At 71.2% G+C, this 19,817-nt stretch carries 19 protein-coding genes and 5 tRNA genes; 8 read left to right on the top strand and 16 right to left on the bottom strand.

The window, feature by feature from the left end; genetic code table 11:
• Nucleotides 1–94: 94 nt before the first annotated feature.
• Together ACQEV8_RS31485 and ACQEV8_RS31480 are read left to right on the top strand one after the other, a co-directional pair.
• The gene (locus ACQEV8_RS31485) at nt 95–1,933 is read left to right on the top strand and encodes an HSP90 family protein (RefSeq protein ID WP_432973134.1); all 1,839 of its coding nucleotides are present in this window, start codon (nt 95–97) and stop codon (nt 1,931–1,933) included.
• The gene (locus ACQEV8_RS31480) at nt 1,930–4,872 is read left to right on the top strand and encodes a tetratricopeptide repeat protein (RefSeq protein ID WP_432966927.1); all 2,943 of its coding nucleotides are present in this window, start codon (nt 1,930–1,932) and stop codon (nt 4,870–4,872) included. Before ACQEV8_RS31485 ends, ACQEV8_RS31480 begins: the two co-directional genes overlap by 4 nt.
• Nucleotides 4,873–4,882: 10 nt before the next feature.
• Here the strand turns inward: ACQEV8_RS31480 and ACQEV8_RS31475 are convergent, their stop codons facing one another.
• A complete protein-coding gene (locus ACQEV8_RS31475; protein WP_432966925.1) occupies nt 4,883–6,655 on the bottom strand; it encodes a DAK2 domain-containing protein in 1,773 nt (590 codons plus the stop codon).
• A 247-nt stretch (nt 6,656–6,902) separates the two neighbouring features.
• Between ACQEV8_RS31475 and rpmB the strand changes: the two genes are divergently transcribed.
• Entirely contained in the window at nt 6,903–7,088 is a 186-nt protein-coding gene (gene rpmB / locus ACQEV8_RS31470) for a 50S ribosomal protein L28 (protein ID WP_004924906.1), read from the top strand.
• Between the two features lie 86 nt (nt 7,089–7,174).
• Here the strand turns inward: rpmB and thiD are convergent, their stop codons facing one another.
• Complete coding sequence (gene thiD, locus ACQEV8_RS31465) at nt 7,175–7,966, bottom strand: bifunctional hydroxymethylpyrimidine kinase/phosphomethylpyrimidine kinase (protein WP_432966922.1); 792 nt, start codon at nt 7,964–7,966, stop codon at nt 7,175–7,177.
• The gene (locus ACQEV8_RS31460; protein ID WP_184598561.1) at nt 7,963–8,928 is read right to left on the bottom strand and encodes a thiamine-phosphate kinase; all 966 of its coding nucleotides are present in this window, start codon (nt 8,926–8,928) and stop codon (nt 7,963–7,965) included. The genes thiD and ACQEV8_RS31460 overlap by 4 nt, the downstream gene beginning before the upstream one ends.
• Before the next feature lie 206 nt (nt 8,929–9,134).
• Between ACQEV8_RS31460 and ACQEV8_RS31455 the strand changes: the two genes are divergently transcribed.
• Together ACQEV8_RS31455 and ACQEV8_RS31450 are read left to right on the top strand one after the other, a co-directional pair.
• The gene (locus ACQEV8_RS31455) at nt 9,135–9,368 is read left to right on the top strand and encodes an Lrp/AsnC family transcriptional regulator (protein ID WP_193481916.1); all 234 of its coding nucleotides are present in this window, start codon (nt 9,135–9,137) and stop codon (nt 9,366–9,368) included.
• A gap of 20 nt (nt 9,369–9,388) precedes the next feature.
• The gene (locus ACQEV8_RS31450; RefSeq protein WP_432966919.1) at nt 9,389–9,907 is read left to right on the top strand and encodes a DUF3515 domain-containing protein; all 519 of its coding nucleotides are present in this window, start codon (nt 9,389–9,391) and stop codon (nt 9,905–9,907) included.
• A gap of 24 nt (nt 9,908–9,931) precedes the next feature.
• On the opposite strand, the gene ACQEV8_RS31445 is transcribed toward ACQEV8_RS31450, so the two are convergent.
• From ACQEV8_RS31445 to ACQEV8_RS31435, 3 genes are read right to left on the bottom strand one after another with little or no spacing between them, the layout of a single operon-like run.
• Complete coding sequence (locus ACQEV8_RS31445; RefSeq protein WP_432966917.1) at nt 9,932–11,089, bottom strand: D-alanine--D-alanine ligase family protein; 1,158 nt, start codon at nt 11,087–11,089, stop codon at nt 9,932–9,934.
• A gap of 59 nt (nt 11,090–11,148) precedes the next feature.
• Entirely contained in the window at nt 11,149–12,159 is a 1,011-nt protein-coding gene (locus ACQEV8_RS31440; RefSeq protein ID WP_432966915.1) for an NAD(P)H-dependent glycerol-3-phosphate dehydrogenase, read from the bottom strand.
• Nucleotides 12,156–12,959, bottom strand: coding sequence for a lysophospholipid acyltransferase family protein (locus ACQEV8_RS31435; protein ID WP_432966913.1), 804 nt, complete (start codon nt 12,957–12,959; stop codon nt 12,156–12,158). Before ACQEV8_RS31435 ends, ACQEV8_RS31440 begins: the two co-directional genes overlap by 4 nt.
• A gap of 158 nt (nt 12,960–13,117) precedes the next feature.
• On the opposite strand from ACQEV8_RS31435, the gene cofC reads away from it, so the two are divergent.
• Both cofC and ACQEV8_RS31425 read left to right on the top strand, forming a co-directional pair.
• Nucleotides 13,118–13,756, top strand: a complete 639-nt coding sequence (cofC, locus tag ACQEV8_RS31430; protein ID WP_432966911.1) for a 2-phospho-L-lactate guanylyltransferase — start codon at nt 13,118–13,120, stop codon at nt 13,754–13,756.
• Between the two features lie 9 nt (nt 13,757–13,765).
• Nucleotides 13,766–13,969 (top strand): hypothetical protein, encoded by a 204-nt coding sequence (locus tag ACQEV8_RS31425; protein WP_432966909.1) that lies wholly within the window; start codon nt 13,766–13,768, stop codon nt 13,967–13,969.
• 87 nt (nt 13,970–14,056) lie between these two features.
• Here the strand turns inward: ACQEV8_RS31425 and ACQEV8_RS31420 are convergent, their stop codons facing one another.
• The 4 genes from ACQEV8_RS31420 to leuC form a co-directional block, all read right to left on the bottom strand.
• Nucleotides 14,057–14,698 (bottom strand): HU family DNA-binding protein, encoded by a 642-nt coding sequence (locus tag ACQEV8_RS31420; RefSeq protein ID WP_432966907.1) that lies wholly within the window; start codon nt 14,696–14,698, stop codon nt 14,057–14,059.
• Nucleotides 14,699–14,834: 136 nt separating this feature from the next.
• Complete coding sequence (locus tag ACQEV8_RS31415; RefSeq protein WP_432966905.1) at nt 14,835–15,065, bottom strand: hypothetical protein; 231 nt, start codon at nt 15,063–15,065, stop codon at nt 14,835–14,837.
• A 277-nt stretch (nt 15,066–15,342) separates the two neighbouring features.
• A complete protein-coding gene (gene leuD, locus ACQEV8_RS31410; protein WP_432966903.1) occupies nt 15,343–15,936 on the bottom strand; it encodes a 3-isopropylmalate dehydratase small subunit in 594 nt (197 codons plus the stop codon).
• Nucleotides 15,937–15,942: 6 nt separating this feature from the next.
• Nucleotides 15,943–17,373: a 3-isopropylmalate dehydratase large subunit gene (gene leuC, locus ACQEV8_RS31405; protein WP_432966901.1), complete on the bottom strand. Its 1,431-nt coding sequence runs from the start codon at nt 17,371–17,373 to the stop codon at nt 15,943–15,945.
• Nucleotides 17,374–17,569: 196 nt separating this feature from the next.
• On the opposite strand from leuC, the gene ndgR reads away from it, so the two are divergent.
• The gene (gene ndgR, locus ACQEV8_RS31400) at nt 17,570–18,286 is read left to right on the top strand and encodes an IclR family transcriptional regulator NdgR (RefSeq protein WP_184598579.1); all 717 of its coding nucleotides are present in this window, start codon (nt 17,570–17,572) and stop codon (nt 18,284–18,286) included.
• A 186-nt stretch (nt 18,287–18,472) separates the two neighbouring features.
• Here the strand turns inward: ndgR and ACQEV8_RS31395 are convergent.
• The 6 genes from ACQEV8_RS31395 to ACQEV8_RS31370 all read right to left on the bottom strand — a co-directional run bounded on the left by ACQEV8_RS31395 (nt 18,473) and on the right by ACQEV8_RS31370 (nt 19,785).
• Nucleotides 18,473–18,545 (bottom strand) — tRNA-Glu (locus tag ACQEV8_RS31395).
• Nucleotides 18,546–18,589: 44 nt separating this feature from the next.
• A tRNA-Gln gene (locus ACQEV8_RS31390) sits at nt 18,590–18,661 on the bottom strand.
• A gap of 20 nt (nt 18,662–18,681) precedes the next feature.
• Nucleotides 18,682–18,754, bottom strand: a tRNA-Glu gene (locus tag ACQEV8_RS31385).
• A 41-nt stretch (nt 18,755–18,795) separates the two neighbouring features.
• A tRNA-Glu gene (locus ACQEV8_RS31380) sits at nt 18,796–18,868 on the bottom strand.
• A 21-nt stretch (nt 18,869–18,889) separates the two neighbouring features.
• Nucleotides 18,890–18,961, bottom strand: a tRNA-Gln gene (locus ACQEV8_RS31375).
• A 92-nt stretch (nt 18,962–19,053) separates the two neighbouring features.
• Nucleotides 19,054–19,785 (bottom strand): HAD family hydrolase, encoded by a 732-nt coding sequence (locus ACQEV8_RS31370; RefSeq protein ID WP_432966899.1) that lies wholly within the window; start codon nt 19,783–19,785, stop codon nt 19,054–19,056.
• Nucleotides 19,786–19,817: the final 32 nt, after the last annotated feature.

Below are 19,817 nucleotides of genomic sequence, written 5' to 3'. Positions count from 1 at the left end.
GGATGGCGCGCTCCCGGCCCTTCTTCGCGGTCACCGCCCCACCGGGACCGCCCGACCCCGCGCCGTCGCGAGTCCTCCCACCGGCGCCGTGATGATGGATTCCGAGACCTCACAGCCTTCCCAGGCACCCCGTTCGCCCCAGTCACCTCACACGTTCCAGGTCGACCTGCGTGGTCTGGTGGACCTGCTCTCCCACCACCTCTACTCCAGTCCCAAGGTGTATCTGCGCGAGCTGCTGCAGAACGCGGTGGACGCCATCACCGCCAGACGCGCGACGGAGCCCGACGCCCCGGCCCGGGTGCGGTTGACCGCGCGGGACGGCACCCTGCGTGTCGAGGACACCGGCGTGGGGCTCACCGAGGCGGACGTGCACAGCCTGCTCGCCACGATCGGGCGCAGTTCCAAGCGCGCCGAGGGTCTTCAGGAGGCCCGCTCCGACTTCCTCGGGCAGTTCGGCATCGGGCTGCTGGCCTGTTTCGTCGTGGCCGAGCGGATCCGGGTCGTCAGCCGCAGCGCCCGTACGCCCGGAGCGCCGCCCGTGGAGTGGACGGCGCGCGACGACGGTTCGTACACCGTGCGGACGCTGCCGGACGCCGAACGTCCCGAACCGGGCACCACCGTGCATCTGGTGGCGCGGGCGGGGGCCGCCGAGTGGCTCACGCCCGAGCGTGTCGGTGCGCTGGCACGGGACTTCGGGTCGCTGCTGCCGTACGACGTCCGGGTGGGCGACGAGACGGTCACCGACCTCCCGGCGCCCTGGGACCGGTCCTATCCGAGCCCGGCCACCCGCCGCGTCGCCCTCGCCCGGCACTGCTACGACCTGTTCGGCTTCACCCCGTTGGACACGATCGACCTGGCCGTGCCACTGGCCGGCATCCGCGGGGTGGCGTATGTGCTGCCCTCGGCGGTCAGCCCGGCCCAGCGCGCGGGTCATCGTGTGCATCTCAAGGGCATGCTGCTGACCGAGCGGGCCGAGCAGCTGCTGCCCGACTGGGCGTTCTTCGTGCGCTGCGTCCTCGACACGGACAGCCTGCGGCCGACGGCCTCGCGCGAGGCGCTGTACGAGGACGAGACCCTGGCCGCCGTACGGGAGGCGCTGGGCGAGAGGATCCGCGGGTGGCTGACGGGCCTGGCTGCCGGTGATCCGGAGCGGCTGGCCGCGTTCCTGTCGGTGCACCACCTGGGCGTGAAGTCCCTGGCCCGGCACGACCGCGAGATGCTGCGCACGATGCTGCCGTGGCTGCCCTTCGAGACGACCGACGGGCGGCTGTCCCTGGAGGAGTTCGCGCAGCGGCACCCGGTGGTGCACTTCACGCGGACCGTCGAGGAGTACCGGCAGGTCGCGCCCATCGCGTCCGCGCAGGGCATCGGCGTGATCAACGGCGGTTACACGTACGACAGCGAGCTGGTGGAGGCCTTGCCGTCGGTGCGGCCGGGGACCGTGGTCGCCGAGCTGGACGCGGACACGGTGACCGCCCATCTGGACGACGTCGACCCGGCCGAGGAGCTGGCCCTCTCGGACTTCCTGGCGGCGGCGCGGGCCCGGCTCGACCAGCTGGGCTGTGATGTGGTGCTGCGGGCCTTCCACCCGCTCTCGGTGCCCGCGCTGCACCTCGACGACCGGGACGCCCGGCACGAACAGGCCCGGGCCGACGCCGAGGCGCAGGCCGACGACCTGTGGGCGGGCATCCTCGGCTCCCTGCGCGGCAGTGCTCCCCGCGCGCGTCTGGTGCTCAACCACCTCAATCCGCTGGTCCGGCGGATCAGCGCGCTGCACGACCCGGAGCTGATCGGCACGGCGACGGAGTCGCTGTACGGGCAGGCGCTGCTGATGGCGCAGCGGCCGCTGAGGCCCGCCGACTCGGCGCTGCTCAACCGCGCGTTCATCGGGCTCCTGGAGTGGGCCACGCACAGCGAGGACGGTCAGGCATGAGTGAGATCACCGACTTCGACGCCCTGCGCCGGGCGATGGCGGAGAACTCCGACGAGCCCGAGGGGCCCGCCCGCAACGCGCGCGCGGAGGAGCTGCTGACGGCGGCCGAGAAGCTGAACATCCCGCTCGCCGTGATCGAGGCCCTCGGGCACCAGCTGAAGGTCTACAACTACAGCTCCGAGAAGGGGAAGATGTTCGTCCCCTTCTCGCGGCTGCTGCGGCTGTGGGACGAACACCCCGAGGACTTCGACGAGTACGAGACCCACTCGCTGCACTGGGTCTTCAAGTGGGTCTCGTCCGGCATGCTCGACCAGCCGCACATCCCGCTCGCGTCGATCGAGAAGTGGCTCGGCGAGATGGAGCACCGCTACCGGATCGGCGGGTACTCCGAGCGGGCCGTGCGCAGCGCCGAGCACAGCGTGGCCGCCCATGTCGGGGACCTCGCCCGGGCCGGGCGGGCGTACGCCGCGTGGCTGGCCGCCGACCGGGACGGCATGGCCGACTGCCACGCGTGCGAGCTGCACGGGCAGGGCTGGTGGCAGGCGGAGCTGGGCCGGGACGCGGAGGCCGTGGAGCTGTGGCGGCCGGTGCTGGAGGGCGAGTACGCCTGCGCCCACGAGCCGCACACGGCCCTCGCCTCCTCCCTGGTGCCGCTGCTGCGGCTGGGCCGCCTCGACGAGGCACGCGCGCACCACCTGCGGGGCTTCCGGCTCGTCCGGGCCATGGAGAGCATGCGTGGCGCGTACGCGGAGCACGTGGAGTTCTGCGCGCTGACCGGGAACGAGGCGCGCGGTCTCGAGCTGCTCGCGGAGCGGCCGGCGTACTTCACGGACGACGGGCAGCCGCAGAGCAAGCTGGACTTCATGAGCGTGGTGGCCCTGCTCATGGACCGTCTGACCGGACTCGGGCTCGGCGACCGGCAGGTGCCGGGGCCGTCCGGCCGGGAGTGGACCGCCCGGGAACTGGCCGCGCACGCGCGTGCGGAGGCCCTGGCCCTGGCGGCGCGCTTCGACGAGCGCAACGGCACGGCCCACGTCAGCGAGCGGGCACGCGCGCGTATGGCGCGGCAACCCGTCGTGGAGCGGCTGCCGCTGGGAGTGCGGTCGGTGCGGACGGCCCCTGCGCCCGCTCCCCCGGCCGTGACGACCGCTGTCACCGGGCAGCCGGATCTGTCCGCCCTGCTGGCCGAGGCACGGCGGCTGTCGGACACCCTGCGGCCGAACGCCGTGGAGGCGTGGGCGGCGGTCGCCGGGGCGGCGGAGGGCGTCGAGCTGGACGCGTGCGACCGGGCCGAGATCGCGGACCACGAGGCGATGGGCCTCGGCCCTGAGGGTGCCGCGCTCTTCGAGCGGGCCGCCGAGCTGTACGCGGAGGCCGGCGACCTGGGTGAGGCCCTGGCGGCACGCGCGCGTGCGGCGTATGTACGCGCTCTCGGGGGCGAGGTGGCCGAGGCGGTCGCTGCCGTGGCCGGCCTGTACGACGAGATCCTCGCGCTGTACGCCGCCGGCGGCACTGGCCTGCGTCAGACGGCGTCCGTAGTGATGGGACGGGCCCGGATCCTGATGCGCCGGGCACACGAGGCCGAGGGCCCCGGGACGGAGGCGGTGCTCGCCGAGGCCGAAGCCGCCGTCCGCGAACTCCTGGCGCTCGTCGACGGACGGACCGGTGAGGACGTACGGCTGGCCGCGCGGACCGCCGAGGCGCAGGCGATGCTCGCCGAGCTGGCGGGACTGGCCGGGGACCTGGAGTCGGCCGCAGAGCTGTTCGCGCGGGGCGCGGCGGCGTTCGTCGCGGCCGGGCTGCCCTGGTACGCGGTGGAGTACGAGGCCCGGCTGGCCTCCCTGGCCCACCACCTCGACGACATGGCGGAGGCGGAACGGGCGCTGCGGGCGGCCCTGGAGCACGGCGGGACACATCTGGAGGCGCCGGGGAGGGCCCAGCTGCACCTCCAGCTCGCCGAGGTGACCGGCGGCCGGGGTGAGGCCGTGGAGGCCGCGGAGCACGCCCTTCAGGCGGCGCACTGGGCCGACGAAGCGGGCGAGAGCGCGACGCTGGGTGCCTGGGCACGGCAGCAGCTCGGCGGGTTCCTGCTGCGGCAGGAGCGGTGGGCCGAGGCCGCCGAGGTGCTGGAGGCGGCGCTGCCCGATCTGACCGCCGAGACGCACGGCGACGGGGCGGTCGTACAGACGCTGTGGTGGCTGGGCGACTGCCTGAGCGAACTCGGCGAGCACCGCGCGGCCGCCGAACGGCGTCTGCAAGCGGCCGAGATCGCCCGGAACTGGCCCGAGCAGCACGACCATGCCACCCTCGCCCACCTGGCCGGTGAGTCGCTCGCGCAGGCCGGGCTGGCCGCCGAGGCGGACCGGGCCTACACGCGCGCGGGCGACCTGTGGCGCGGACTCGGCAACACCCACGGGCTGGTCCGCTCCTTGCGCGCCCGCGCCTGGCTGGCGTTGCACGAGCCGGACGGGCCCGAGGAGGCACGTGGCCTGATGGCGAGCGCGGTCCGGGCGTGCGAGGCGGCGCGGGACACGGCCGCCGACGAGGAGTCCCGGCTCCGGATCGAAGCCGAACTCGGCCACACTCACCGGCAGTTCGGGGATCTGCTGGCCCGCTCCGTCTCCGAGGACGTCGAAGAAGCCTCGACCCGGGCCGTGATCGAGGAGGCCCTGTCCCAAGTGGTCCGGTCGGTGGAGGTGTTCGGCTCCCTCGGGGACGGCGCCCTGCACAGCCGTACCGGCGCCGAGCTGGCCGCGGGCTGGCTGGAGGCCGATCTGGGCCGCCCCGCCGAGGCCACCGCACGCGCGCGTGCGGTGCTGGCGGCGTACGAGGGACACGACGCCCTGGACGACACGGAAGCCGACGAGGACCAGGAGGTGCGGGCCCGGCGGGCCGAGGCCGGGCACATGCTCCAGGCCTTGGCGGAGCGGCAGGGCTGAGTTACCGGTCCTACTCCACGCCGATGAGGAGCAGGGCCCCCTGCCGTCCGCCCCGGTACACGACCGTGTCGACGGCGAGGTACCCCTCGCGGACCCGGCCCTCCAGGTGCTCGGCGATCGCCTCGGGGGCCTCGTCGCCGAGCACCAGGGTGACCATCTCGCCCCCGGCCGCGAGCATCCGGTCGAGGACGGTCTCGGCGGTGGCCGCGACATCCGCGCCGATCACGGCCACGTCACCGTCGATCAAGCCCAGGACGTCGCCGGCCTGGCAGATGCCGGCCATCGTCCAGGACTGGCGTTCGGCGACGGTGACCTCGGCGTAGCGGGTCGCGCCGGCCGCCGAGGTCATCGACACCACGTCCTCGTCGAAGCGGCGCTCCGGCTCGTGCACGGCCAGCGCGGCGATGCCCTGGACCGCGGAGCGGGTCGGGATGAGGGCCACGCGGATGCCCTCCGTACGGGCCTGCTCGGCCGCCGCCGCGGCGGTATGACGCAGCTCGGCGTCATTGGGCAGCAGCACGACTTCGCGCGCGTGGGCCCGCCGTACGGCCTGTACGAGCTCGCCGCTCGCGGGCGGCTCCCCGGGGCGTGCGAGCACGGTGGTGGCGCCGGCCTCGGTGTACAGCCCGGCCAGGCCCTCACCGGGCACGACGGCCACGACGGCACGCTGGGCGGGCTCCCGGGGCGGCCGCTCGGCGCCGGTGGTGTGCACATCGCCCGCGCCGAAGTGCGTGACGCGGATCCGGTAGGGCCGCCCGGCCTCGATGCCGGCCTCCACGGCGGCGCCCGCGTCGTCGACATGGACATGGACGTTCCACAGCCCGTCACCGCCGACCACGACGAGGGAGTCCCCGAGGGCGTCGAGCCGCTCCCGCAACCGCGCCACGGCCGTGTCCTCGGCCTCCAGGAGGTAGATCACCTCGAAGGCGGGGCCGTCCTGGTGCGCCGCGGCGGTGCTGTCCGCGCACTCGCCCTGTGCGGGAGCGTCGGCGGGTTCCACACGCGCGTGGAGGTCGCGGCGGGCTTCGTCCGGGCCGAGGCGCGGGCCCACCGGCTCCTCAGCCACCACTCCCCCGGACGCCCTGGCCCCCGGAACGCTCACCACACCCGCAGCCACCGCCCGGGGCGTCTCTCCCGTGAACGTCTCCACCAGCGCCCCGAGCACCGCCACCAGCCCTCGCCCACCGGCGTCGACCACCCCGGCGCGTTCCAGGACGGGCAGCTGGCCCGGGGTCGCGGCGAGGGCCGTGCGCGCTCCCTCGTAGGCCGCCCGGGCCACCTTCCCGCAGTCGCCCTCGGCACCGTCGGCGGCATCGGCGGCGGCCGAGGCGACGGTGAGGACGGTGCCCTCGACGGGGTGGGCCACGGCCCGGCGGGCGGAGTCGGCCGCGTGCCGCAGGGCGAGCCGCAGCCCCTGGCCGTCGGCGTGGGCGGCCTCGTCGTCGGCCAGCACCTGGGCCATGCCGCGCAGCAGCTGGGCGAGGATCGTCCCGGAGTTCCCACGGGCCCCGATGAGCGCCCCGTGCGCCATCGCCCGGGCGGCATCGGCGAAGGTCGGCCCTTCGGGACCCGACCCCGCCGCATGGCCCGCGAACACCGCCTCGACCGCCGCGACCGCGGACTCCACGGTCAGGTACAGGTTCGTGCCGGTGTCCCCGTCCGCCACGGGGTAGACATTGATCGCGTCGATCTCCTCACGTGCCCGCCCCAGGGTCTCGAGAGCGAGACCGCACCAGGTGCGCACCGCGAGAGCATCGAAGAATGTCTGCGGCACCTGCGCCACCGCGCCTCCCTCAGCTGCTGGACGTGGCACGCAGCGTAGTCTCCGGGGCGGTCCGCACCGGAAGCGGGCCGGGCGGGACCACGGCCCGACCATGGTAGTTTCGTTGTCCTGGGGCAGTCGTTGTATGCTGCTCCGGTTGCCCGATCCCAATCGGGCCATTCCCCTGGCAACGCCACTCAGATCCTTGATCCTGAACCCGGCATGCCGGGTTCAACCGTAAGTGCATCTGAAGTCTTTGGAGTGACCGGTGGCTGCCAACTGCGACGTCTGCGGCAAGGGGCCGGGCTTCGGCAACAACATCTCGCACTCGCACCGCCGTACGCCCCGTCGCTGGAACCCGAACATCCAGCGTGTGCGTACCGTGGTGGGCGGGACGCCGAAGCGCGTGAACGCTTGCACCTCGTGCATCAAGGCCGGCAAGGTCTCGCGCTGACGCTCAGCTAGCGCGCGGCCACTGCTGGTTCGCTTACAGAGCCGGTCCACCTGAGGGTGGACCGGCTCTTTGCCGTGCCCGTTCGCTCAGGACCCGGCTCGGAACCGCCAGCCGTGATCCACCGGCCCGATGCCCCCGCCGAGTGCGAAGCCGGCCGCGACGGCTCCCGTGACGTACTCCTTGGCCGCCGCCACCGCCTCCGGCACCGACCGCCCCTTCGCGAGCTGTGCGGCGATCGCGGAGGCCAGGGTGCAGCCCGTGCCGTGCGTGTGCCGGTTGTCATGGCGCGGCGCCCGCAGCCAGTGCTCCTCGGAGCCGTCGGTGAGCAGATCGACGGCGTCCCCGGGCAGATGCCCGCCCTTGATCAGCACCCAGCGCGGCCCGTACCCGAGCACGGCCGCCGCGGCCCGCCGCAGCTGCTCCTCCGACTCGACCCGCACCCCCGTCAGCTGAGCCACCTCGTCGAGGTTCGGGGTGGCGACCGTCGCCACCGGGAGCAGCTTCGTACGGACGGAGTCCAGCGCCGAGGCGGCGAGCAGCGAGTCACCGTGCTTGGAGACGCCCACCGGGTCGACGACCGCCGGGGCGTCCGTCCCCGCGAGCAACTCCGCCACCGCCTCCACGAGTTCCGCGGAGGCCAGCATCCCGGTCTTGACCGCCTGCACACCGATGTCGTCGACGACACTGCGGTACTGGGCCCGCACGGCCTCCACGGGCAGCTCCCAAGCCCCCTGCACGCCGAGGGAGTTCTGCGCCGTCACCGCCGTGACGACGCTCATGCCGTGCACGCCGAGCGCGAGCATCGTCTTCAGGTCGGCCTGGATGCCCGCGCCTCCGCCGGAGTCGGAGCCCGCCACCGTGAGGACGTTGGGGATCATGATTCTATGTCTCCGAAGTGGTCCCAGCCGCCCTTGCTGGTCCACGGCGCCCCGTCGACCGTGACCTGGGGCAGCGCCGAGGGGTTGAGGACCTCACCGATGACCTTCCAGCGGGCGGGCAGCTTCACGTCCGAGGGGAACGTCGCCACGATCGCGTGGTCCTCTCCCCCGGTCAGCACCCACTGCATGGGGTCGACGCCGACGGCCTGCCCGATGTCGTTCATCTGGGTCGGGATGTCGATCGCCCCGGAGCGGATGTCGATCCGCACCTTGCTGGCCTCGGCGATGTGCCCTAGGTCGGCGATCAGCCCGTCGCTCACATCGCACATCGCGGTCGCCCCGAGCCCGGCGGCGGCCGGACCCGCGTGATAGGGCGGCTCGGGACGCCGATGGGCCTCCACGAACGCGCGCGGCGAGCGGAACCCCCGGGACAGCACCGCGTACCCGGCCGCCGACCAGCCGAGCCAGCCGGTCACCGCGACGAGGTCGCCGGGCTGCGCGCCCGCCCGCGTAACGGGCTCCTGGTTGCGCAGATCGCCGAGCGCCGTGATGGACACCATGATCGAGTCGCCGCGTACGACGTCACCGCCGACCACGGCCGCGCCCGCCACCTGGCACTCGTCGCGCAGGCCGTCCATCAGCTCGCTCGGCCAGGTCACCGGCAGCTCGGCCGGGACGACCAGACCGAGCAGCAGCGCGGTCGGCACGGCGCCCATGGCGGCGATGTCGGCGAGGTTCTGCGCGGCGGCCTTGCGGCCCACGTCGTAGGCCGTCGACCAGTCCCGGCGGAAGTGCCGGCCCTCCACCAGGATGTCCGTGCTGGCCACGACCCGGCGGTCGGGCGCGGCCACCACGGCGGCGTCGTCGCCGGGGCCGACCCGGACCGCCGGGGTGGTGGTCAGACGGGAGGTGAGCTCCCTGATGAGCCCGAACTCACCGAGCTCACCAACAGTGCCCTTCATTGCCCTTTCTCCCCTTCTGTCCCTGTCCATGCCCGGTCGCGAGGCATCTCGCGCCTCGCTACGGTCGAAGTGACCGTCATGTTCTGCCGGATCCGCACCTCGGCGCGCAAGACCCGGTCCCCGCGGGTCTCCCCGTGGTGAGCGGCGACGCGATACCGTGGCGTTCCTTTTCCCCACATGATCCTCGTGGCCGCCCTGGAGGTTCCGTGGTACAGGCGTACATCCTGATCCAGACGGAGGTCGGCAAGGCGTCGACCGTCGCCGAGACGATCAGCAAGATCCCTGGGGTCGTCCAGGCCGAGGACGTGACAGGCCCGTACGACGTCATCGTGCGGGCCCAGGCCGACACCGTCGACGATCTCGGCCGTCTGGTGGTTGCCAGGGTCCAGCAGGTGGACGGCATCACCCGCACCCTGACCTGCCCGGTCGTCCATATCTAGCCCCCGTCTACCCTGTGCCGGTGAACTCTTTCCGTCACCGGCACCGTTCTGTCTTCCGCGTGTTCCGCCTGCCCGCTCTCGCGCTGTTGATCACTGTCGCGGGCTGCTCCTCAGCAGACGACAGCGCGTCGGCGGCGGTTCCCAGTCCGGGCACCAAGGCCACGGAACTGTGCCGGAACCTGGACAAGGTACTGCCCGCGAAGGTGGACGGTGAGCGCCGCGAGGATCCCGAGCCCGCATCGGCGCTGACGGCGGGCTGGGGCAGCCCGGCGATCATACTGCGCTGCGGTGTTCCGCAGCCGCCGAAGATGGTCGATCCGAAGGTGGCGGACGGACGTGATCCGGACGCGGTCGCCGGGGGTGTGAACGGGGTGGACTGGCTCATGGAGGAGCGGGGCGACGGGGGGCACGTCTTCACCACCGCCAACCGGGAGGTGTACGTGGAAGTGCGCGTGCCCGAAGGGCCGGACAGCTCCGGGGTGCTGATCGATCTGGCCTCCGCGGTGAAGAAGGCGATCCCCGAGGGGATCGCCTCCTGACACCTCCCGCGACGCGCGGTCGATTCAGCGCAGGCCCGTCGAGCGGCCGAGTGCCGCCTGCACCAGGCGGTCCACCAGCTCCGGGTAGGACACCCCGCTCGCCTGCCACATCTGCGGGTACATCGAGATGGGCGTGAAGCCGGGCATCGTGTTGATCTCGTTGATCACGAACTCGCCGTCCTCGGTGAGGAAGAAGTCCGCGCGAACCAGGCCCTCGCAGGACGCCGCCTCGAAGGCGTCGACCGCCAGGCGCTGGACCTCGGCCGTCTCCTCGGGCGTCAGGGGCGCGGGCACGATCCCCGGCGTCGAGTCGATGTACTTGGCCTCGAAGTCGTAGTACGCGTGCGCCTCGGGAGTGGGGATCTCGGCGGGGGCCGAGGCCCGGGGGCCGTCCTCGAACTCCAGGACGCCGCACTCGATCTCGCGGCCGCGCAGCGCGGCCTCCACGAGGATCTTCGGGTCGTGCAGCTGAGCCTCGGCGATCGCCCCGTCGAGTCCGGAGAGGTCGTCGACCTTGGTGATGCCGATCGACGAACCGGCGCGCGCGGGCTTCACGAACAGCGGCCAGCCGTGCTCGCCGGCGAAGTCGACGATCTTCTTGCGGGCGGCGGACTCGTCGCGCTCCCACTCACGCGGGCGGACCACCACGTACGGGCCCACCTTGAGCCCGAAGGAGGTGAACACCCGCTTCATGTACTCCTTGTCCTGGCCCACGGCTGAGGCGAGCACACCCGAACCCACATACGGGACGCCGGAGAGCTCCAGGAGGCCCTGGAGGGTGCCGTCCTCGCCGTACGGACCGTGCAGCACCGGGAAGACCACGTCGACCTCGCCGAGCGCCTTGGGAACCGATCCCGGCTCGCTGTAGACGACTTCGCGGTTGGCGGGGTCGACGGGGAGGATCACTCCGCCCTCGTCCGACTCGGCGAGCGCGTCCACGCTCGGCGGGCGCCGGTCGACGATCGCCATCCGCTCCGGTTCGTCCGCCGTGAGCGCCCAACGGCCGTCCTGGGTGATGCCGATCGGCAGGACGTCGTACTTGGTCCGGTCGATGGCCTTGAGGACAGCGCCGGCGGTGACCACGGAGATCCCGTGTTCGGAGCTGCGCCCGCCGAACACGACGGCCACACGCGGCTTGCGAGGCGGCTGCTCGGGGCTCTGGGGGAGGTTCTCGGTGCTCATATCGGGTTGAGAGTACCCGTTGGTAGGACAGGGATACAGCGCCCCCGGCGTCGCGTCGCTCAGCGTCGTTCGGGCTTCGCGCTGCGCGACATCAGCTCCTTGAGGGCCACGACCGGAGGCTTGCCCTCGTGCACGATTTCCACGACCGTCTCGGTGATCGGCATGTCGACTCCGTGCCGCCGGGCCAGATCCAGCACCGACTCGCAGGACTTGACGCCCTCGGCGGTCTGCTTGGTGACCGCGATGGTCTCCTGAAGGGTCATGCCCTTGCCGAGATTGGTGCCGAAGGTGTGGTTGCGGGACAGCGGCGAGGAGCAGGTGGCCACCAGGTCGCCCAGGCCCGCGAGTCCGGAGAAGGTCAGCGGGTCGGCGCCCAGGGCCATGCCGAGCCGGGTCGTCTCGGCGAGACCGCGGGTGATGAGCGAGCCCTTGGCGTTGTCGCCGAGGCCCATGCCGTCCGCGATGCCGACGGCCAGCCCGATGACGTTCTTCACCGCGCCGCCGAGTTCACAGCCGACGACGTCGGTGTTGGTGTACGGGCGGAAGTACGGCGTGTGGCAGGCGGCCTGGAGCCGCTGGGCGACGGCCTCGTCCGTGCAGGCGACCACGGCGGCGGCCGGCATCCGCGCGGCGATCTCCCGGGCCAGGTTGGGCCCGGTGACCACGGCGATGCGCTCCGGACCGACCTTGGCGACGTCGTCGATGACCTCGCTCATCCGCATCGCGGAGCCGAGTTCGACGCCCTTCATCAGCGACACGAGGACCGTGTTCGGGGCGAGCAGCGGGCTCCACTCGGCGAGGTTGCCGCGCAGGGTCTGTGAGGGGACCGAGAGGACCGTGAAGTCGGCGTCCACAGCGGCTTCCGCGGGATCCGTGGTGGCCCGTACGTTCTCCGGCAGCTCGACGCCCGGGAAGTAGTCGGGATTGGTCCGGGTGGAGTTGATCGCCTCCACGAGCTCCGGGCGGCGTCCCCACAAGGTGACCTCGCACCCCGCGTCGGCGAGCACCATGCCGAACGCCGTACCCCACGAACCGGCGCTCAGGACCGCCGCCTTGACCGGCTTGCTCACTTGCCCAGCCCCTCTTCCTGCGCCGGCTGCACCGACTGCACCGATTCCTGCCCGCCCAGCTGTGTCTGCGCCTGGGTACGGCGCCGCTGTTCGATCCGCTCCCGGCGCGGGTCGTAGGGCATGGCGGGCGCCTTCTCCCCGCGGATCTCCTCCAGCTGACAGGTGACGGCGGCCATGATGACCTCGGTGGCTTCCTTCAGGAGATCCGCGGTCATCTCCTGGTCGTAGAACCGCGTGAGGTCCACGGGCGGCCCCGCCAGCACGCGGTGCGTCTTGCGCGGCAGGAGGTGCGGCTTCTTCGCGTACGGCGGCAGCAGCTCGTTGCAGCCCCACTGGGCGACGGGGATCACCGGGCACTTGGTCTCCAGGGCCACGCGCGCCGCCCCGGTCTTGCCGGTCATGGGCCACCCTTCCGGATCGCGTGTGAGCGTGCCCTCGGGATAGAAGGCGACGCATTCACCGCGGTTCACGGCGTCGATCGCGGCCCTGAAAGCGCTGAGCGCGTCCGTGCTCTCGCGGTAGACGGGGATCTGCCCGGTGCCTCGCATCGCGGCCCCTACGAATCCGCTCTTGAAAAGGCCGCTCTTCGCAAGGAATCGCGGGACTCGCCCGGTGTTGTACTGAAAGTGCGCGTAAGCGAAGGGATCGACGTGCGAATTATGGTTCACCGCGGTGATAAATCCACCATCAGCCGGAATGTGCTGGATTCCGCGCCAGTCCCGCCTGAGCAGAACCACCAGCGGCGGTTTGCAGATCACCGCAGCGAAGCGGTACCAGAAGCCGATTCTGCGGCGGGGCACGCGGACACCTTCCTCTAGGGCCTGGAGCGGGGGCCACCGGGGGCCGCACAAGTGTCGCCCCAGGCCGCCTGTCTGTCGAGAACACCGTACGCCCCGACCCGCCCGCCGCCCGATGCCCCGGGTGACAATGACCGCGACAAGAGAGGGACGGAACACCTGTGCAGTGGACGTTGGTCGTACCCCTGAAACCCCTGGCCCAGGCCAAGAGCAGGCTCGCGGACACCGCGGACGACGGGCTGCGGCCGGGCCTGGCGCTGGCCTTCGCCCAGGACACCGTGGCGGCCGCGCTGGCCTGTCCCGCGGTACGGGATGTGGCAGTCGTCACGGACGACGCCCGGGCGGGCCGTGAGCTGGCGGTACTCGGCGCGGCGATCATCCCCGACGAGCCGGGAAGCGGCCTCAACGCCGCTCTCGCACACGGGGCGGGGATCATACGGTCCACTCGCCCCGGAAGTCCGGTGGCCGCGCTCAACGCCGATCTGCCGGCACTGCACCCACTGGAATTGACCCGCGTACTCGACGCGGCCGCTGAATTCCCGCGCGCATTTCTCGCGGACGCCGCCACAATCGGAACGACCCTGCTGGCCGCAGCCCCGGGCGGGGAATTGCTCCCGGCCTTCGGCGCGGATTCCCGGGCCCGGCACCGCGCGTCAGGGGCCGTGGAACTGGGCCTCGCCGACGTGGATTCCGTACGCCAGGACGTGGACACCGGCGACGACCTGCGCAACGCGCTGGCCCTGGGGGTCGGCCCTCATACGGCCGCGGCCGCCGCGCGGTTGCTGATCCCCGGGCAGTAGGCTGCGGCCATGCAGGCGACCGCGTACACGTACGACCCCGAAAGCCGCAGCGGGCAGGTGCTCCTGGACGACGGCACCCCGGTGCCCTTCGACGCGCCGGCGTTCGACGCGGGGGGTCTCAGGCTGTTGCGCCCGGGCCAGCGCGTGCGTATCGAGGTGGAAGGTGCGAAGGGCGACCTCAGGATCACTCTCGTGACGCTGCAGACCCTCTGACCTCTGCTTGAACGATCTCAGCCTGAACACGCCGCGGGCCGGACTCCATACGGGAGTCCGGCCCGTCGCGTGAGTGACCCGGCGCCCCTACTTCTTGCGGGCGGTGGTCTTCTTGGCGGTGGTCTTGCGCGCCGTCGACTTCTTGGCGGGCGCCTTCTTGGCCGTGGCCTTCTTCGCCGGGGCCTTCTTGGCGGTGGTCTTCTTCGCGGCGGTGCTCTTGGCGGTCGCCGTGGTCTTCTTGGCGGGCGCCTTCTTCGCCGTCGTCTTCTTCGCGGCCGCCGTCTTCGTGGTCGCCTTCTTCGCCGTCGTCTTCTTGGCGGTGGTCTTCTTGGCGGCGGCCTTCTTCGCGGTCGCCTTCTTCGCTGCGGCCTTCTTGACCGTCGCGCCGGCACCGCCGGTCAGGCTGCCCTTCGGCGCCTTCTTGACCGAGACCTCGCCACCGCGCGGCAGCTTCTTCGAGCCGCTGACCAGGTCCTTGAAGCCCTGACCCGCACGGAAGCGCGGAACGGAGGTCTTCTTGACCCGAACCCGCTCGCCCGTCTGGGGGTTACGGGCGTACCGGGCCGGACGGTCGACCTTCTCGAACGAACCGAAGCCGGTGACGGAGACCCGCTCACCCGAGACGACCGCGCGGACGATGGCGTCCAGTACATGGTCGACAGCCTCGGCGGCCTGCTGTCGGCCGCCCATCTTGTCGGCAATCGCTTCTACGAGCTGCGCCTTGTTCACGTCTTCCCCTTCGGAGACATCGCCAGAACGAAAGTGTTCAAGCTTTTTCGCACGTTAGGCAGATATATACCGCAAATCAAACACGAAACGGGCTTCTCACCCTTGTGCCGCAACGAACTCGACGGTGTCGTCCGGTTCAGCGTTCCTCTTCGGGGAGTCGCCCCTCGTCGAGGTCCGTGGTGAACCGTTCCAGCCGCCTTGCCGCGTCGGCGAGATCGTGCTTGGCCGCGGCCGTAATGACCAGCAGCTTCCGGGTCAGCGCCATCCGTACGCCCTCCGGGACTTGCAGTGCGCGCACCCTTGCATGCGCTTCCTTGAGTTGGCCCGCGACTGCCGCATAGAGCTCGAGTTGGCCGTCGTGTTCCATGCACAGATTGTGCCATCTGGGGCGAGTTGTCGCCTGCGCAGGGGACAACTGCCGCCGCAAACGGCCTTCCGGGCACACGCGGAAGTCACGGCTGTACACCTCGCGTACCCCGGCAACCACCGGCATAACGCGGGAAGTTGAGCGCCGCATTCCGGGTGGACAGGGCCGTTCGGGTACAGACACAGCTGTACCCCCGATCGGGCTGATCGGGGGTACAGCGGGGGTGATTCGGTGGCCGAAAGTCGCCTTGCTCAGAGGCGGCGGCTCGTGCTCCGGATCAGAGCTGGAGCGTCCGCGGCTTGAACGCGGGGCGCTTCGCCTCGTACGCGGCGATGTCCTCCTCGTTCCGGAGGGTGATCGAGATGTCGTCGAGGCCGTTCAGCAGCCGCCAGCGGGAGTTCTCGTCCAGCTCGAAGGAGGCGGTGATGCCCTCGGCACGCACCTCGCGGGCGACCAGGTCGACGGTGATCTCGGCCTGCGGGTCCTTCTCGGCGAGCTCCATCAGCGCGTCCACGATCTTCTGCTCCAGAACGACCGTGAGCAGGCCGTTCTTGAGCGAGTTGCCGCGGAAGATATCGGCGAAGCGGGAGGAGATCACGGCCTTGAAGCCGTAGTTCTGCAGCGCCCAGACGGCGTGCTCACGGGAGGAGCCGGTGCCGAAGTCGGGGCCGGCGACCAGAACGGTCGCGCCCTGCCGCTCGGGCTGGTTGAGCACGAACGACTCGTCCTTGCGCCAGGCCTCGAACAGCCCGTCCTCGAACCCGTCGCGCGTGACCTTCTTGAGCCAGTGGGCGGGGATGATCTGGTCGGTGTCGACGTTGCTGCGGCGCAGCGGGACGGCCCGGCCGGTGTGGGTGGTGAAGGCTTCCATGACTGATCAGACTCCAGCGGGCGTACGGTCGTCGGCGGCGGACAGGTCGGCCGGGGAGGCCAGGTGGCCCAGGACGGCGGTCGCGGCCGCGACCTGCGGCGACACCAGGTGCGTACGGCCGCCCTTGCCCTGCCGGCCCTCGAAGTTGCGGTTGGAGGTGGACGCGGAGCGCTCCCCCGGGGCCAGCTGGTCGGGGTTCATGCCCAGACACATCGAGCAGCCCGCGTGCCGCCATTCGGCGCCGGCGTCCTTGAAGACGACGTCCAGGCCCTCGGAAACGGCCTGCAGACCGACCCGCGCGGAGCCCGGGACGACCAGCATCCGTACGCCGTCGGCGACTTTGCGGCCCTTGACGAGCTCGGCGGCGGCGCGCAGGTCCTCGATGCGTCCGTTGGTGCAGGAGCCTACGAAGACGGTGTCCACCTTGATGGAGCGCAGCGGCTGCCCCGCCTCCAACCCCATGTACTCCAGGGCCTTTTCGGCGGCGAAGCGCTCCGATGCGTCTTCGTACGAAGCAGGGTCGGGGACGGACGCCGAAAGGGGTGCGCCCTGGCCGGGGTTGGTGCCCCAGGTGACGAACGGCGCCAGCTCGGTGGCGTCGATGACGACCTCGGCGTCGAACTCGGCGCCCTCGTCGGTCCTGAGCGTCTTCCAGTACTCGACGGCCGCGTCCCAGTCGGCGCCCTCGGGGGCGTGCGGGCGGCCCTGGAGGTAGGCGAAGGTGGTCTCGTCCGGGGCGATCATGCCCGCGCGAGCACCGGCCTCGATCGACATGTTGCAGATGGTCATGCGGGACTCCATCGAGAGCTTCTCGATGGCTTCGCCGCGGTACTCCAGGACGTAGCCCTGGCCGCCGCCGGTGCCGATCTTCGCGATGATCGCCAGGATCAGGTCCTTGGCGGTGACGCCGTCCGGCAGTTCGCCGTTGACCGTGATCGCCATGGTCTTGGGACGGGACATCGGCAGCGTCTGGGTGGCCAGCACGTGCTCCACCTGGGAGGTGCCGATGCCGAACGCCAGCGCGCCGAAGGCACCGTGCGTGGAGGTGTGCGAGTCGCCGCAGACGACCGTGGTGCCGGGCTGGGTCAGACCCAGCTGCGGGCCGACGACGTGCACGACGCCCTGCTCGACGTCGCCCAGCGGGTGCAGGCGCACACCGAAGTCGGCGGCGTTCTTGCGCAGCGTCTCCAGCTGGACCCGGGAGACCGGGTCGGCGATGGGCTTGTCGATGTCGAGGGTGGGGGTGTTGTGATCCTCGGTGGCGATGGTGAGGTCGAGGCGCCGCACCGTGCGGCCGCTCTTGCGGAGGCCGTCGAAGGCCTGCGGGCTGGTCACCTCGTGCAGCAGGTGCAGATCGATGAAGAGAAGGTCGGGCTCGCCCTCGGCGCGCCGGACGACATGGTCGTCCCAGACTTTCTCCGCGAGTGTCCTACCCATCGCTGTTCCCTCCGGCCGACGACGATCCGCCGGCCCAACTAGAGATCTTGAGGAGGCGGGCCCGCGCCCCTGGATTCCGGGCATCCGCCGCCAGGCCCGTACGTCACGGGCCGTTGTGACTTCGTGTCTTCCAGAGTGGCGGGTTCCACGGAAAATTGAACTTGCGTTTCACAGAGTGAGACGCGAGTATCGTTTCATGGACAACAGTAGCGGCGTCGGCGTTCTGGACAAGGCGGCCCTCGTCCTGAGCGCTCTGGAGTCCGGTCCGGCCACCCTCGCGGGCCTGGTCGGCGCTACCGGACTGGCACGACCCACGGCCCACCGCCTGGCCGTGGCCCTGGAACACCACCGCATGGTGGCGCGCGACATGCAGGGCCGTTTCATTCTCGGCCCTCGCCTGGCAGAACTCGCCGCGGCCGCGGGTGAGGACCGTCTCCTCGCAACCGCCGGCCCGGTGCTCACCCATGTCCGTGACATCACGGGCGAGAGCGCGCAGCTCTACCGCCGCCAAGGCGACATGCGGATCTGCGTCGCCGCGGCGGAGCGCCTGTCCGGCCTGAGGGACACGGTCCCGGTCGGCTCGACGCTCACGATGAAGGCCGGCTCCTCGGCACAGATCCTGCTGGCCTGGGAGGAGCCGGAGCGGCTGCACCGCGGTCTGCAGGGCGCCCGCTTCACGGCGACGGCCCTGTCGGGCGTACGGCGCCGGGGCTGGGCCCAGTCGATCGGCGAACGCGAGCCGGGCGTGGCGTCCGTCTCCGCGCCGGTGCGGGGGCCGTCGAACCGCGTGGTGGCGGCCGTGTCGGTGTCCGGGCCGATCGAGCGTCTTACGCGGCACCCCGGACGGATGCATGCGCAGGCTGTGATCGACGCGGCCGGGCGCCTCTCCGAGGCGCTGCGACGGACTGGCTGAACCGACTGATCACCCTTGGGGAGAGCAGGCCTCAACGCCGCGGCAGGCTTTCCCCGACCAGGCGCCGCAGTAGGTGCGGTCTCGCTGTCGAGTGTCGGCCCGCAGTGACTGGTCGCGCAGTTCCCCGCGCCCCTGAGGTTGGACACGAAAAGGCCCTCCACCGAAGTGGAGGGCCTTCTCTCTGTGTACCCCCGACCGGATTCGAACCGGCGCTACCGCCTTGAGAGGGCGGCGTGCTAGGCCGCTACACAACGGGGGCGTGGAGCCTGCAGGCGTTTAGTAGTACACCGCCGCAGGTCCGAGCTGGTCTACCTGGACTCGAACCAAGACTAACTGAACCAGAATCAGCCGTGCTGCCAATTACACCATAGACCAATGTGGTTTAGACCAGTCAGTACCCCCGACCGGATTCGAACCGGCGCTACCGCCTTGAGAGGGCGGCGTGCTAGGCCGCTACACAACGGGGGCCCTAGCAGTTCCGAGATGATCGTCGACCCTTCGGAACCCTGTACCCCCGACCGGATTCGAACCGGCGCTACCGCCTTGAGAGGGCGGCGTGCTAGGCCGCTACACAACGGGGGCCTTGCAGATGAGCTCTGCGAGCTGGCCTACCTGGACTCGAACCAAGACTAACTGAACCAGAATCAGTCGTGCTGCCAATTACACCATAGGCCACTGGAACGCAAGCCCCCGAGGGGGTTCTTGTTCTAGTTGTGCGCCTGGGAATTCCTGCCTTCCGGCCCGCTCCCCGCGGCGCAGGAAGAACATTACCTGAAGGTGGACGGGGCTCCAAAACGACTATCCGCGCCGAGCAGGGAAGGCAGTTCGGCGAGGGAGGCGATGCGGTGCGGACCGACGGGCGGCTCGATCGTGGCGTACATGCCGCCGCGGTCGATCCACACCGACAGCAGGCCTGCGTCGGCGGCGCCCCGCCCGTCGATCTCCGGGTGGTCACCGACGTAGGCGACCTGGTGGGGCGGCAGATCGAGGGCCGTGCAGGCGGCGAGGAACGCGCCGGCCTCGGGCTTGGAGACGCCGAGCTCGGCGGCGCAGAGGATGCTCTCGAAGCGGTCGTGGACGCCGAGGACGCGCAGCTTGTGATCCTGGACGTGGATGCTGGAGTTGGAGAGCACGGCGTGCCGGTGGCTGGCGGCGAGGGCGTCGAGGACGGGCAGGACGTCCGGGAAGAGGTTCCAGACCTCCTCGTAGCGGTCGCGGTAGCGCCGGAACCACGCGTCGGCCTCGGCGTCCGTCAGGTCCCGGCCCAGGAACACCCGTACGCGGTCGCGCCGCTGGGCCTCGAAGGAAGCCTCCCCCGCCGCGAAGCGCGCCCATTGCAAGTCGGTGATCTCCCGCCAGCGGGCGAGTGCCTGGTCGACGCTGTCGTAGTCGTCGAGCAGGCCCTCGGTCGTCAGGTGGGCACGCATGCCGAGGCGGTCGGCGGTGGTGTAGTCGAAGAGGGTGTCGTCGACGTCCCAGACCACGGCTTGGATGCTCATGGTCCGACCGTACCCACCGCGCCCGGCGCTCA

The sequence above is a fragment of the Streptomyces sp. CA-179760 genome, assembly GCF_050937045.1.
Lineage (GTDB): Bacteria > Actinomycetota > Actinomycetes > Streptomycetales > Streptomycetaceae > Streptomyces.
This window is presented reverse-complemented; position numbering and strand designations above follow the sequence as displayed.